The sequence below is a fragment of the Endozoicomonas sp. 2B-B genome (assembly GCF_053470045.1).
Genome location: NZ_JBLZMU010000001.1, coordinates 4,337,694 through 4,352,187, shown reverse-complemented (window position 1 = coordinate 4,352,187; position 14,494 = coordinate 4,337,694). Strand labels below are relative to the sequence as shown.

At 44.2% G+C, this 14,494-nt stretch carries 11 protein-coding genes; 5 read left to right on the top strand and 6 right to left on the bottom strand.

All coding sequences use genetic code 11. The features are described from left to right. Positions 1–35 precede the first annotated feature (35 nt). Positions 36–569, bottom strand: a complete 534-nt coding sequence (locus tag ACOMHB_RS16925; RefSeq protein ID WP_448217503.1) for a methylated-DNA--[protein]-cysteine S-methyltransferase — start codon at positions 567–569, stop codon at positions 36–38. A gap of 516 nt (positions 570–1,085) precedes the next feature. On the opposite strand from ACOMHB_RS16925, the gene ACOMHB_RS16920 reads away from it, so the two are divergent. The 3 genes from ACOMHB_RS16920 to ACOMHB_RS16910 all read left to right on the top strand — a co-directional run bounded on the left by ACOMHB_RS16920 (position 1,086) and on the right by ACOMHB_RS16910 (position 3,053). Beyond that, positions 1,086–2,099, top strand: a complete 1,014-nt coding sequence (locus ACOMHB_RS16920) for an IS110 family RNA-guided transposase (RefSeq protein WP_448215063.1) — start codon at positions 1,086–1,088, stop codon at positions 2,097–2,099. Between the two features lie 403 nt (positions 2,100–2,502). Beyond that, positions 2,503–2,724, top strand: a complete 222-nt coding sequence (locus tag ACOMHB_RS16915) for a DUF433 domain-containing protein (RefSeq protein ID WP_448217502.1) — start codon at positions 2,503–2,505, stop codon at positions 2,722–2,724. A gap of 8 nt (positions 2,725–2,732) precedes the next feature. Further along, positions 2,733–3,053 carry a DUF5615 family PIN-like protein gene (locus tag ACOMHB_RS16910; protein WP_448217501.1) on the top strand — a complete coding sequence of 107 codons (321 nt, stop codon included), beginning with the start codon at positions 2,733–2,735 and terminating at the stop codon, positions 3,051–3,053. 301 nt (positions 3,054–3,354) lie between these two features. Here ACOMHB_RS16910 and yghU read toward each other — a convergent pair whose 3' ends face one another. Further along, positions 3,355–4,194 carry a glutathione-dependent disulfide-bond oxidoreductase gene (gene yghU, locus ACOMHB_RS16905; protein ID WP_448217500.1) on the bottom strand — a complete coding sequence of 280 codons (840 nt, stop codon included), beginning with the start codon at positions 4,192–4,194 and terminating at the stop codon, positions 3,355–3,357. 196 nt (positions 4,195–4,390) lie between these two features. Here yghU and ACOMHB_RS16900 point away from each other — a divergent pair, with 196 nt between their 5' ends. Together ACOMHB_RS16900 and ACOMHB_RS16895 are read left to right on the top strand one after the other, a co-directional pair. Next, the gene (locus ACOMHB_RS16900; protein ID WP_448217499.1) at positions 4,391–7,747 is read left to right on the top strand and encodes a hypothetical protein; all 3,357 of its coding nucleotides are present in this window, start codon (positions 4,391–4,393) and stop codon (positions 7,745–7,747) included. A 129-nt stretch (positions 7,748–7,876) separates the two neighbouring features. Continuing rightward, on the top strand, positions 7,877–11,227 hold the full coding sequence (locus ACOMHB_RS16895; RefSeq protein ID WP_448217498.1) for a hypothetical protein: 3,351 nt from the start codon (positions 7,877–7,879) through the stop codon (positions 11,225–11,227). A 149-nt stretch (positions 11,228–11,376) separates the two neighbouring features. Here the strand turns inward: ACOMHB_RS16895 and ACOMHB_RS16890 are convergent, their stop codons facing one another. The 4 genes from ACOMHB_RS16890 to ACOMHB_RS16875 all read right to left on the bottom strand — a co-directional run bounded on the left by ACOMHB_RS16890 (position 11,377) and on the right by ACOMHB_RS16875 (position 14,426). Next, a complete protein-coding gene (locus tag ACOMHB_RS16890; protein ID WP_448217497.1) occupies positions 11,377–11,919 on the bottom strand; it encodes a DUF3833 domain-containing protein in 543 nt (180 codons plus the stop codon). Then, entirely contained in the window at positions 11,906–12,655 is a 750-nt protein-coding gene (locus tag ACOMHB_RS16885; RefSeq protein WP_448217496.1) for a hypothetical protein, read from the bottom strand. The genes ACOMHB_RS16890 and ACOMHB_RS16885 overlap by 14 nt, the downstream gene beginning before the upstream one ends. After that, the gene (locus tag ACOMHB_RS16880; protein ID WP_448217495.1) at positions 12,649–13,167 is read right to left on the bottom strand and encodes a DUF2878 domain-containing protein; all 519 of its coding nucleotides are present in this window, start codon (positions 13,165–13,167) and stop codon (positions 12,649–12,651) included. Before ACOMHB_RS16880 ends, ACOMHB_RS16885 begins: the two co-directional genes overlap by 7 nt. 299 nt (positions 13,168–13,466) lie before the next feature. After that, entirely contained in the window at positions 13,467–14,426 is a 960-nt protein-coding gene (locus ACOMHB_RS16875; protein WP_448217494.1) for an integron integrase, read from the bottom strand. Between the last annotated feature and the right edge of the window lie 68 nt (positions 14,427–14,494).

Here is a 14,494-nt window from a genome sequence, read left to right as displayed (position 1 = left end):
TTATATTGAGTTGGAGGTTTTGTGCATCCTGCCTGTTAATCAAACAGCGAACCCTGTTGATCAGGTAAGCCACCTTCGAGATCAAGTAGCTTTTGTTTAGCCGGTTTACCGCCGGCATAACCTTGAAGCTCACCGTTGCTGGCAATAACCCGGTGGCAGGGAATCAGTATTGAAATGCCGTTTGCACCATTGGCATTGGCTACGGCTCTCAGGGCGTTCCTGTCTCCCATGGATTCTGCCAGTCCGGCATAGGTGGTGGTCTCTCCATAGGGAATATCCATAAGAGCTTGCCAAACCTGCTTTTGAAAGGCAGTGCCAACCAGAAGCAGAGGCACTGAAAAGCTATTCCGCTCTTTACGAAAATACGCTTCCAACTGCTGCCGGGTGAGTGCCATCACTTCGTTGTCCTGCTCGACGTACTCAGCTTTGAGCCCATTTCTGACACGCGCGTCAACTTGCAATCTTTTCTTTCGATAGCGCCAGTCACACAGGCAGAGCTGCTGGTCATAGGTGCCCAGCATCAGCTCGCCAACGGGTGATTTGTAGTATTGGATGTTGATGTTGTTCATAGTGAAGGTTTATAACATATTTTGGGCTGAGGTTGTTTGGTTGAGGTGGAAAATATGTCACTGGCTTGCTCCTATGCTTCGCACTGGAGTATATACATCCCGATAAGCGGACCCCGAAACTCAAGACAAAGTGCTGGTTTCCAGGTCTGGAACCAAAGGGCCTGAAGGCGAGGAAACCAGGATTATTTGGCAGCCTCCATACTATGGGAACAAGCTAAAAAACTGGGTGCATAATATTCGCCAAGAAAATTAATTCCCTGGAAGTTACTGCTAGGAGCCTGACCGAGAATAGACTGCCCTACTGCGGCGCCAGCAAATTGGTCTGTAAATCCGCTTTTGTTCGTCAAATAGCTCGCTATTCTCCTCACAAAACCGAATTTTCATCCTCAATTTTCTGCCGTCCTCGCTACGGGCGCTATTCTCGGTCTAATGGGATGGTCCGCCCCTCCTAAACGGCTTCAAATGAGCCAAAATGGAGTTAACCATTTAAACAGGATTAACCGGAGCGAACCACCCATGACTATTTCAGTACTTGGTATCGATATTGGCAAGAACAACTTTCACCTGTTTGGTGTTGATGAGCAGGGTAGCAAAGTCATCAGAAAGAAGTCGTCCAGGAAGAACCTTCTAGAGTACGTGGCAAATCTGGAGCCATGCATTATCGCTATGGAAGCTTGTGGTGGTGCTCACTATTTGGCTCGGTTATTCAAGAACTATGAGCATACTGTCAAGCTGATTTCACCTCAATTTGTCAAGCCTTATGTCAAGACCAACAAAAATGACTACAACGATGCTGAAGCGATTGCAGAAGCAGCTTCACGGCCCAGCATGCGTTTTGTACCTGTTAAAACGTCAGAGCAGCAGGCCTGGCAACTTCTGCACCGCTATCGTCAACAAGCGGTTGATCAGAGAACTGCCCTGGTTAACCAGATCCGGGGGTCACTATTGGAAGAAGGTATTGTAGTTGCCCAGGGTATTGGTAAAGTTCGTGCACAGCTTCCACGAATTCTGGAAGATGCTGAAAATGGACTCCATTCGCTGACTCGTGAGCTGCTACATGGTTTATCAGAAGAGTTGGCCAGTCTTGACAAGCGTATTCAACAGTATGACCAGAAAATTCAGGAGCTAGCAAAAAACGACGACGAATGTCGTCGAATGATGACTATGCCGGGTATCGGAGCCATCACTGCCACAGCATTGAAGGCAGCCATTGGTGATGCGACGTATTTTAAATCTGGTCGACACCTTGCCGCATGGATGGGATTAGTTCCAAGACAGCATTCCACAGGCGGTAAGTCAGTCCTGCTGGGCATCAGTAAACGGGGTGATAAATACCTGCGCACATTATTGATACACGGCGCACGTTCGGTACTCCACTGCCTCAAAAATAAGGATGACCGCTGTAAAAAATGGGTTAGCCAACTTAATGAGCGCAGCAATCACAACGTTGCCGCCGTTGGTCTGGCTAATAAAATGGCTCGGATTGTCTGGGTCATCATGACCCGAAATGAAGTTTACAAGGCTGCATAATGAAGTAAAGGCGGCAGCGGCAAAGTAAAGCATAAGCTTAATCAAAGGGGACCCCCCCGCAGATTGCGATGAGCATGTACAGTTGATGGCAAACAGGTAAAAACCGGCAACCTGAAACCTGATAGGAGCCTTGACCCTTGAGGCCGTCGGACTGATAAGGCCAGGTTGCGCGGATACCCATCAGGGCCAGAGGGTTAGACCTCATGAATAGGCCGTATATATGATTGCAGTTATCTTTGTTTGCTAATTAACAAAACAGGCTCTTGCAAAACGGGGCGGACCATATAAGGCTCCTAGAATGTTGAGGCTGTGTAGATGTGTAGAAGTGTGTTTTAAATATATAGAGGAAATACACGCTACTGGCCCGTTGTAGAATGTTTACGGGCTTATTCGGGAGAGAATTATGAATAAAGAAGACTATTTGAAGCATATTGAAGTTGATCAGGCAAAACGTTTTGGAAAACCTTGTATAAAAGGGACCCGAATAACGGTTACGGACATACTGGAAATGCTGGCAAGTGGTATGACGCAAGCAGAAATACTTGATGAACACCCTAATCTTCTGGCTGAACATATTAAGGCTGCATTGCTCTATGCAGCCAATCAGCTATCTGGTGCCGCCTGATGCTATTGTTGGATGAAAACCTTTCACCAAAACCTGTTGCCAGAATCAATGATACATACCCCGGAAGCTTGCATGTTTTGCATTCAAAGCTGGATAACTCACCTGATATTGAAATCTGGTGTTATGCAAAAAAACAACAGTTAACCATTGTCACCAAAGACAAAGATTTTCTTCGCTATGCAATTCAGTACGGCCATCCACCAAAATTGGTTTATCTGACAACAGGAAATGCAAAACTGGCTGTTGTAGAAGCCATTCTTTTAGAAAATGAAGCGATCATAAAATCATTTGCCACATTGGACAAAGAAGGTGTCTTGAAAATGGGCTAGTGATACAAAAGTTTAGCCACCACCTTACAGGTAAATTATCATGCTACATAGATTCTGCTTCAGCTCCCACTTCAGAGCGACGCATTGTAGGTCTGTTGTGCGCAGGACTGACTTTGTCATGCCACAGGTCATATCCACCTGAAGCAGAATCTTTGACTGCACTTTTTACCCCCCCCCATATCTTCTCTATCTTTTGGCCCGTATCCAAGCTCCTGTGTGAGAGTGCATTTGGGACTAAGAGAGTGAAAATTATAAGACCGGCCTCAACTTGCTGAATTTATTAATGACAAACAGCTCTCAATTATTCGAAGTCAGTCTTATCATGTCGTTCAGGCAATTGTTCCTCGGGTTCTCCCCAGGTTCTGTTGACCATCTTGCCGCGTTTAACTGCGGGTCGTGAAGCCATCTGTTCTGCCCAGCGTTTAACGTTTTTATAAGAGTTCACACTCAAAAACTCTGCCGCGTTGTACAGCTGACCCAAGACCAAAGCACCGTACCAGGGCCAGATAGCGATATCGGCGATGGAGTATTCATTGCCTGCGATATGATTGTTTTTCGCCAGTTGCTTATCCAGTACATCCAGCTGGCGTTTTACTTCCATGGTGTAACGATTAATCGGGTATTCAAATTTCTCGGGTGCATAGGTATAAAAATGGCCAAAGCCTCCACCTAAAAAGGGTGCACTGCCCATCTGCCAGAATAACCAGGACATGATTTCTGCACGACCCTCTTTTTGCGGCAAAAATTCGCCAAACTTTTCTGCCAGGTGAACCAGAATGGCACCGGATTCAAAAATACGAACCGGCTTCTCGCCACTGTTATCGATCAATGCCGGAATCTTCGAATTGGGGTTGATATCGACAAACCCGCTACCGAATTGCTCTCCTTCCATGATCTTGATTGGATAAGCATCATATTCGGCTTTATCAATGCCTTTCTCTAACAACTCTTCGAACATGATGGTGACTTTTACTCCGTTGGGAGTGGCTAGTGAGTAAAGCTGGAAAGGATGCTCTCCCCTGGGCAGTTCTTTATCGTGTGTTTTACCAGATACCGGACGATTGATATTGGCAAATTGACCGCCGGATTCATCGTCCCAGGTCCAGACCGCCGGAGGGGCGTATTTGTCTTGTTCGCTCATGTTCTAAATCCTCAGATTAGTGGACCCATACTAGCTTTGAATGCTTTTCTTGAACAGACAGTGCAGCGGATAAGGCTATTTCACAGAGTGAGCAGGGGTTATACCGCAATTTGTCGGTTGCTGCCCGGGAATTGGAATTTTTTTTCGTTCTCATTGTCAAAAGGTAAAAAGGACATTTTGATAAGGGTGCGCATATATGGATGTAAAAGGCAAAAATACCAATACCATGACCGGATCTGGCCTAATTTCCAAAGCCAGTGATAGTGAAGGAATAGGGAATTATAAATCGCTCTCAGTAAGATCCACTGAAGGCAACGAGAGACTCTTCAATCCTGGCAATGTTGTATCTGGCAACACCGGAGTATCTGGAACCGGATTTCAACGCATTGACAGCTCGTTTAATCTTACCGACGGTAATGTCAGTCATTCCAAGCCTTGCAGCCCGAAAACCTTCGGTATAGAAGGTGGGGCAGAAGACAACCACAAAGTAGCAACCAGTTTTGGCCATAGTCAGGTAGAGCAAAAAAAGTTGTTGGAATTACTTACTTCAGAAAATGATAACGAACAATGTGTAAAAGAAGAATTAGAGAAACTTGTCCAACAATTTGATAAATTACATGTCGGTATCAGTTTAATGGCTGAAGTTAATGAGCTGAAAAAAGAGATTAAGGAATACATTGATACGGGTACTTACAGCTACATAGGGAAAGAATTTGAAACTATAAATGATGCTCAATCAAGAAAAAAAATAGCGGATAAAATTAAAAAAATAGTACGGGATATCGCTATTTGGTCGGGGGTCGAAAAAGACAATCTGAAAGTGCTCACCTATATTATTGAACAAGGGGTTCCTATCGAAAGAAAAGCTGGCTGTATTGATCTTGATCCTGAGTCTACTGTATACCTCCCTTTTGACACGATGAGAAAGCTGGTAGATAACTGCAAGCCAGACTTTCCAGATCTGTTATTTGTCAAGGGTATTTTTGCTGGTACTGATCCTCGCTTTGACGTTCTTTCCGAGGAGATTTTAACTTCCAGATACATTAAAGATGAATTATTTCAGCAGGCAATCGCACAATCAATACCAACGGTTTCATTTAGAAGGTTAATGATTTTTTTTAACTACCTTCGTCGTGAATGTAATGCCAGAGACATGATTAAAGACCTTAATAGGCATAGTTTCGAAAATCACCGCATTACCAATTGTCACAGGATGGAAAGATACAGTAAAAGCATAATAATGGTATTTGTTCTTGAAGCCATGGCTCAACAATCACAAAAAGAAGCAAAGGAAGAAGTCTGTAATCTTATTGGATCATTTTATCAGGATGAGCAGCAGATGATTGCAATGATTGCACTTTTGGGAGGACTGCACCAATGCTCCGAACTATTGACTGAAATGGGTATTACCGTCTCCAGGCAGGCGTTTAAAAAAGCCTCGGTTAATCTTGAAAATTCTCCTTTTCTTATGGCTAAAGAGGCGGGTCTGACGAATGAACGACTGTTTGCCAATACAGTGAATCGAATAGCTCCGTTTTTATGGTCCTTGCCCAATAAATTCGGGCTATATCTGCACCAGGAACACTGGCTTTTAGATAAAAAATCGCTGTCGTTTATTCATCTTGTCATGGATCAATTGTCGATTTGTCAGGAGGGGAGTTATGAATCGAAAAATGGTTTAGCGCCGAAGCATGGAGCAGCATTGGTTCCGGGAGATGTAAGCCTGTGGGCAGCAAAAATTTTTAAGGGAATGAGTGATGCTACTTTGACAAACAGTGCAGGTCTTTTACAGGAAGATGCCCGCTATAGTGAGACATGGAACATCCTGATCAGCCAGGTTAAATGCTGCAATGGGCTGGCCCGTTCCGATGATTTCAAGAAATTCATGGATTGGCTTTTGATGGATGGTCTGTCATGGGTACGAGGGGAATCGAAATACCGTGAGAAAGAGGCAGCTTTTACAACCAGACTGAAAAGTTACCGACCGGACTTGTGGCCGGACCCGGGTAATGAGGATTCGACAACATCACCGGCATTATGTGATCAACTTGAAACTTATAGCAATCGTGTCACTAACTTACATTTTAACTTCATTGAATCATTTCTACGGCTTGCCCCTACAGGCCATCGAATTTATGTGCTAGATAACTGGTTAAACAATCCTGATTGCGCAAAGCAGCGTGAAACCCTGTTTTGCAGATCTGTTCATCCCCTCAATACTATGGGAAGTCCTAACATTTGGCAGGTGTTGTTATCACTGGATAAAGATTATCAGCCACAGGGAAATCAGTTTGAACATGATTGGCAAAAACTGGACAATCCACAGCAATGGACAGCGCCCCCTCCGATAACATCGTTAATAGGCAAGTCTATCGAGGTGTATGGGCGTACGCTCGTCATTCAGCGAACAGACGGTGGCTGGGATTATCTGAAATTTCTCAGTGATACGGAAAAGCCTGAAGAACTGGCAAAAGAGGGTAATAAAATCAGCCTGATGGCAACCATAGCCAGCCAGCATGGCTTGAAAAGTTCAATTCCCGATGTGGTCGGCAGATATCGCTGGGAAAATGTGCAGACTGGTCTGACGACATTAATACCTCCCACCTTAAAGACCAAACTGGAGGAAAAGTGTCGCTACATTGATGACAAGACAGGTTATTGTCTACATCTGAAATCAACCAAAGATGCGCCTTATCATTTATACCCTTATGTTCTTGATCCAGTAACAAAGGCGGATCAGATTTTCGAGGGACTCTATAAGTATGCCCATGATTGCGGTGTTTTATTCAGTTGCGGATTATATGCTCCAGAGGTAATGGCGGCTGACCATGATTCAGTGACGAACCGAAAGCACCATGTGCTTTCGTCTTATGTGGGTGCCTCCAGCGAGGGGAGGATGCTCCAGTGGAAAAAAGCCTCAAAACATCCCAACGTGGGTCCCGTAGGCATGCGGGATTCCGGTGATACGAAAAGTATGCATGAGCTGGGTGAAGATTATTTTTTTTCCGGCAGATGTCAGAAATTTCTTGATTTTGAAAAGTCAGAGGATCGGGCCAAGGTGGCCTTTTCTGAACTGGCAAAAAATGCCCATGGGTTGGTATTGCAATATGCTCTCTGTTTTCAAAAACAGTTCGACTCTGGCAATAGAGAGTCCACAGTCAATCATGAGCATAAAATAAAGGCAATTCTGGCTACTCTGTTTCACAAGGCGTTTCCCCGATTCACAGAAGAGTGCGCAGCTCAGGCCATGGATGAAGATGGGCTGCTGTCACAGGCTGTTAGAGAAATCGTCTACTGGTGTAGTCATGACGCCAGATTCGTTAACGATATAAAACATAACGCTATACCGAAATCGACCTACCCAGATTGTCCAGAAACGACCAATATCTTTGATTATTGCACATTGGAACCTCGTGAGCTGGTCCCCGGCGTTGGTTTTGTTACACGGGATAACCAGCCAAACCTTGGCGTTTCTTTTGGTGTCAATCCATTGGTTACGTTGAATGCAGTGCTTGTAAAGCTACTGGCCAGGGGCGCTCTGACCTCTCTGTGAGTTCAATCTTTTCAGGATAAACTCATCACTGGATTTACCGCAATTGTCGGTTGTGGCCCGGGAATTGGAATTTTTTTTCGTTCTCATTGTCAAAAGGTACAAAGGACATTTTGATAAGGGTGCGCATATATGGATGTAACAGGCAAAAATACCAATACCATGACTGGATCTGGCCTAATTTCCGAAGCCAGTGATAGTGAAGGAATAGGGAATTATAAATCGCTGACAGTAAGATCCACTGAAGGCAAAGAGATATACTTCAATCCTGCCAATGTTGTATCTGGCAACACCGGAGTATCTGGGCCCCGATTTCAACGCATTGACAACTCACCTGATCTTACCGACTACAGTGTCAGTCATTCCACAGTTTACAGTCCGAAAAACATCGATATAGAAGTTGGGGCCGAAGGCAACCAGAAAGTAGCCCCCAGCTCTGGTCATCGTCAGCTAGAACAAGCAAAGTTGCTGGAATTACTGACTTCAGAACATGATAAAGAAGAATGTTTAAAAGACGAATTTGAGAAACTTTTCCAACAATTTGATAAATTACATGTCAATATCAGTCTAATGGATAAAGTTAATGAGCTGAAAAGAGAGATTAAAGAATACTTTGATAATGATACTTACATCGTTGGCAGGTATAAATTTGAAATTACAAGCGGTATTGAATCAAGGAAAAAAATAGCGGTTGATGTTCAAACAATAGCACGGGATATTGCTACATGGGCCGGGGTCGAAAAAAACAATCTGAAAGTACTTACCTATATTATTGAGCAAGGGTTCCCCATCAATCCTCTATCCAGCTGTCTTGATTTTGACCTTGAAACTACCGTATACCTCCCTTTTGATACGATGAGAAAGCTGGTCGATAACTGCGAAGATCATTGCCCGGACCTGTTATTTGTCAAGGGTGCTTTTGCTGATCCGGACTCTCGCTTTGACCTTCTTTCAGAGGAGATTCTAAATTCTCGATCCATTGATGGTATGTTATTTCAGGAAGTAATTGCACAATCAATACCAAAGGTTTCATTGGCCAGATTAATGATTTTCTTTAATTACCTCCGTCGTGGATGCAATAGCAGAAACATAATCAGAGACTTGAATGAACATCAATTTCGATACCACCGATTTACTAATAGAAGAGAGATTCACAGATACAAAAAAAACATAATAATGGTGTTTGTTATTGAAGCTATTGCACAACAATCACAAAAAGAAGCCCGCAAACTTATTGTTTCATTTTCTCAGGAAGAACAGAAGCTGATTGCAATGATTGCTGTTTTAGGAGGACTTTACCAATGCTCCGAGTTATTGACTGAAATGGGTGTTACCGTCTCCAGGCAGGCGTTTAAAGACGTATCGGTTAATCTTAATAAATCTCCTTTTCTTATGGCCAAAGAGGCTGGTTTGACCAATGAGCGCTTGTTTGTCAATACAGTCAATCGAATAGCTCCGTTTTTATGGACCTTGCCCGACCAATTCGGAATGCAGATGCACGAGGAACACCTGTATTCAGAGAAGGATGAGCTGCCATTTATCCATCTTGTCATGGAACAAATGTCCATTTGCCATAAGGGGAGTTATGGATCGGAAAATGGGTTATGGGCGTATCATGGGAAATCTTTGGATCTGAGAGATGTAAGCTTGTGGGCAGCAAAAATTTTTAAGGGAATTAATGATACTATTTTGGCAAACAGTGCAGGTCTTTTACAGGAAGATGTCCAGTATAGTCAGACATGGAACACCCTTATCAGCCAGGTCAAATGCTGCAATGGCCTCACCCATCCTGATGATTTCAGGAAATTCATGGACTGGCTTTTGCTGGATGGCCTGTCATGGGTTCGATCGGAATCGCGCTACCGTGAGGCTGAGGCAAAGTTCACAACCAGGCTGAAAAGTTACCGTCCGGACCTGTGGCCGGACCCGGGCAATGAGGCTTCGGCAACACCACCAAGATCATATGCATATACTCAACTTGTAACCTACACCACTGGCGTCACTAACTTACATTTTGACATCATTGAATCATTTCTGCGGCTTGCTCCTCCAGGCCATCGAATCCATGTGCTAAATAACTGGTTAAACAATCCTGATTGTGCAAAACAGCGGGAAGCCTTGTTTTGCAGAACTGCTTACCCCCTCAATGTTGTGGGAAGTCCTAACATTTGGCAGTTACTGTTATCACTGGATAAAGATTATCAGCCACAGGAAAATCAGTATGATAATGATTGGCAAAAACTGGACAATCCGCGGCAGTGGTCAGACCCTCCCCCGACAGCATCATTGATAGGTCAATCTATCGAGGTGTGCGGGCGAACGCTGGTCATTCAGCGAACGGATGGTGGCTGGGATTATCTGAAATTTCTCAGCGATACAGAAAAACCGGAAGAACTGGCAAAAGAGGGTAATAAAATCAGCCTGATGGCAACCATAGCCAGCCAGCATGGCTTGAAAAGCTCAATTCCTGAAGTGGTCGGCAGATATCGCTGGGAAAATGTGCAGACTGATCTGGCGACATTAATTTCTCCCACCATAAAGGCAAAACTGGAGGAAAAGTGTCGCTACATTGATGACAAGACAGGTTATTGTCTGCACCTGAAATCAACCAAAGATGCGCCTTATCATTTATACCCTTATGTGCTTGATCCAGTAACAAAGGCGGATCAGATTTTCGAGGGACTCTATAAGTATGCCCATGATTGCGGTGTGTTATTCAGTTGCGGATTATATGCCCCAGAGGTAATGGCGGCTGACCATGATTCAGTGACGAACCGAAAGCACTATGTTCTTTCCTCTTATGTCGACGCCTCTAGCGAGGGTAGGATGCTTCAGTGGAAAAAAGCGTCAGAACATCCCAATGTGGGTCCAGTGGGTATGCGGGATTCCGGTGATACGAAAAGTATGCATGAGCTGGGTGAAGATTATTTTTTCTTCAGCAGGTGTCAGAAATTTCTTGATTTTGAAAAGTCAGAGGATCGGGCCAAGGTGGCCTTTTCTGAACTGGCAAAAAATGCCCAGGGGCTGGTATTGCAATATGCTCTCTGTTTTCAAAAACAGTTCGACTCTGGCAATAGGGAGTCCACACTTAATCATGAGCATAAAATAAAGGCGATTCTTGTTACTCTGTTTCACAAGGCGTTTCCCCGATTCACAGAAGAGTGTGCGGCTCAGGCAATGGATGAAGATGGGCTGCTGTCACAGGCTGTCAGAGAGGTTATCTACTGGTGCGGTTATGACGGCAGATTTGTTAACGACATTAAACATAATGTTATACCGAAGTTGACCTACCCAGACTGTCCTGAAACGACCAATATCTTTGATTTCTTCATATTTGAACCTCGTGAGCTGGTCCCCGGTGTTGGTTTTGTTACGCGGGATAACCAGCCAAACCTTGGCATTTCTTTTGGTGTCAATCCATTGGTTACGCTGAATGCAGTGATTGTAAAGCTACTGGTCAAAGGAGCCCTGAGTTCTCTGTGAGTTCAATCTTTCAGGATAAACTCATTAGTGCATTACTGAGTGCTCCTATCAGTACAGAAGCCCCACACCAGCTTTGAATATCTTTCGCGAATAGATATTAAAGCAGATGAAACTACTGCATGGATCGAATGCCCAAGCGGAAACTATCTTCAGCTGCCGGTATCATTCCCGTCTTTGATGATCGTCAGAGTAATATAGCCCAAGTCGATACCGAACTTGGTCATGATGGATTCATTGATGATGACTTTATCGCTGACCAGGTACATTTTGTCGTCTATCGACACTTCGAGAGGTTCACCCTTGTAGAGGATGTTCAGTACATACGCCATAAATAAGGCATTGCCAGATGTTTTCACAGGAACGGCTTCTTTAACGTCTCCTGCACTGGCCAGGTAGCTGCCCTTGCCATCCGGTGTGAATGTCCAGATACGTTTTTGTTTTTCACCGTCGTCAAAAATAAAATCCTCATCCAGAGTGCCAATCCCCTCTTCGTCCCAGCTCCCTGTCATGGTGGCGTTAAAGTAGCGTATTACCTCGCCGCTTCGATTCTTCAGAATCCCGTGGGCTGTCAGAGGACCATTGAAAAACTCCGGTAATGAGAGAGTGGGTTGGTTATCTTGATATTGACTGATATCGACGGAGTTGCAGCCAAATAAAAACAGAACCATCAGCAGAGTGCTAATTCGCAACATAACTAATCTCTTGGTTTTTAATAGGTGTATGGAATTGATAGCGAATAGTGACGTCCTGATAATCACCGTTCTTATCGCTGATATTAGAGCGGCCAGAGAAAATCATCAGCTTTTGACTTTGCTTGTCATAGCTGAGTGTAAGTGACGACGAGAGCATGCGGTATAACCAGCTGTCTGCGGCAATATTGAAGCAAATATGAGTCTTTTTCAGGTATTTTTTGCATTCAACCGTTTTTATGCGGAGATCGATTTTTCGTTGGTGGCTTGGTATCAGGTATTGAATCACTGTTTCTTTTTCTGCTATGAGGGCGTCCCAGTTTAAACGAATGTAGTGATCGAAGCCGGCATCGATCACCAGGTCAGGGGAAAAGGCAATGTCTGATTGTTGAGTGTCTGCACCGAAGCTTGTTCTGTAAGAAACTTTGATTGCATCGTCCACGAACTCGGTTTTGATCAGTTCTCCATTACGCTGATTTGTCTGGATGATATCCGGCGCAATATAGCTATCGCTGTAGTCGATGGTTTTGCTGGCGAAAATACTTCCGTCAGTCTCTTTATAAACAACATGATGAGACAGGAAGTCCGGGAATGTGTGCTCTTCTGTGTAGGCAAGCTCTTTTGTTCCCTTATGATAAGCATAACCGGTGAGTGACGGATGATCTGCTTGAGCGAACGGAGAGAGTAGTAGAACCGGGTTGAATATAATGATCGATTTTGGGTTTAAAGACGCTAGCATAAGGATTGTTCCTGTTTTCTTGTTGTATGGCCAATCAGAGTCAATAAAACAGCCCAGACCAGGCCTTCCAGCAGCAGTAGCCTTTCCATGGGGATCAAAAGCTGAGCCCCTGATAATTTAATGCCTGCCCAATAACTGAATGGCACAACCAGCAAGCCCACCAATGGAGGTAACCAGAAGGTCTTAAATACCCAACTCATCGAATGTTTAAGAGTAGTCGCGAATGCAACCCACAAAACGCATAGCCAGATAGGAATAAGAAAATGATCAGTACTCTGATACTCAATCCATCCTGCATTCATAATTAAAGTGTCAGCAACGATACCAACGACTGGCACGGCAAAGATCAGTCGTAACTCCTGTGCGTCCGGTTTCATTAGCGTGAAGTGCATAACAAGCAAGAAGAGTAATGCCAATAGCGCATACAGATTGTCACCTTGCACAGCAATAAACCAAACCAGCTGAAACAACACGGCGTTAAAGACTAATAAACGCTTGCTTACTTTAGCCATAATATATTGACCCTGCCTGCATCAATCGCCGCTCCGGTAACCCATATAACTTAACTCCTTGTCGTGCCCGCCAGCCAATCTATTGTTATGCCTTTTTCTACGTATAGACGTGGTGAATGGATCACGAAAAATATAAGACTGCAATAAATATAATCACTACTGCCTACCTTTCTATAGAGAATATTGGCACAATGTCGCTCAATAGATTCTATTCATTCAGACAGGCAGGAAGCCATTGAGCCGCAGGGATACGTGCTCTTCAGCTGTTTTGGGGAACTCCCCGGGCGGTAGCGTGCCTGTTATATTTTGCACAAAGGGCTCTTTACTGCATGGCCACCACGGTTTAGCACGTGAGTATAGATCTGGGTTGTCTTCAGGTCTCTGTGTCCAAGAAGCTCCTGAACCGTTCGTATATCGTAGCCATCATCAAGCAAATGCGTGGCAAAAGAATGTCTGAAAGTATGGCAGCTCCCTTTCTTTTCTATACCGGATAACTCAATGGCTCGTTTTACTGCTCGTTGCAAAGTACTGTCATCAATATGATGGCGTCGCTCACGTCCATCTCTTGGATCGATTGAACGCTTGTGAGAACAAAATAGATACTGCCAATGAAGGCTTTTTGCCTCAGATGGGTATTTTTTTGCCAGAGAATCCGGCATCCATACTTCACCAAAACCGGCCTCTTTATCCATGATATGGAGAAGGCGAACCTCGCTTATGCGAGCTTTTAGCTCAGGAATAAGCTGGTCTGGCAAGATGGTTACCCGGTCCTTATTGCCTTTACCACTGCGAACAACAATGGCCATACGGTTGAAATCAATGTCCTTAATACGCAGGCGAAGGCACTCCATTAGCCGCAACCCGGAACCATACATCAGTTGAACCGGTAACTTATGTGCAGTGCTGATCACTGCGAAAATTGCATTCACTTCATGCCGTTCAAACACCACAGGAATCTTTGTGGCCTTTTTGGCTTTGACCAGATTGCTGACATCCCCCAAAGGTCTACCTAAAACTTGTTTGTATAAAAAGTTCAGAGCATTCAATGCCTGATTTTGCGTTGAAGTCGCAACCCGACGCTGAACAGCAAGATAAGTCAAAAATTGTCTGACATGATCAGGCCCTAAATACTGAGGATGCTTCATGTGTTGATAACGAATGAAGTACTTGATCCAATAACAATAGGACTGTTCAGTTTTATAGCTATAGCGCTTCACTCTGAGGGTGTTGCGTACTTCAGTCATAAAAGGAGATGGCATGGTAAACTCAACAACTGTTATTTTGTACAGTATTATTGAAGAGAAAACCAAAAATGCAAATAACTCAC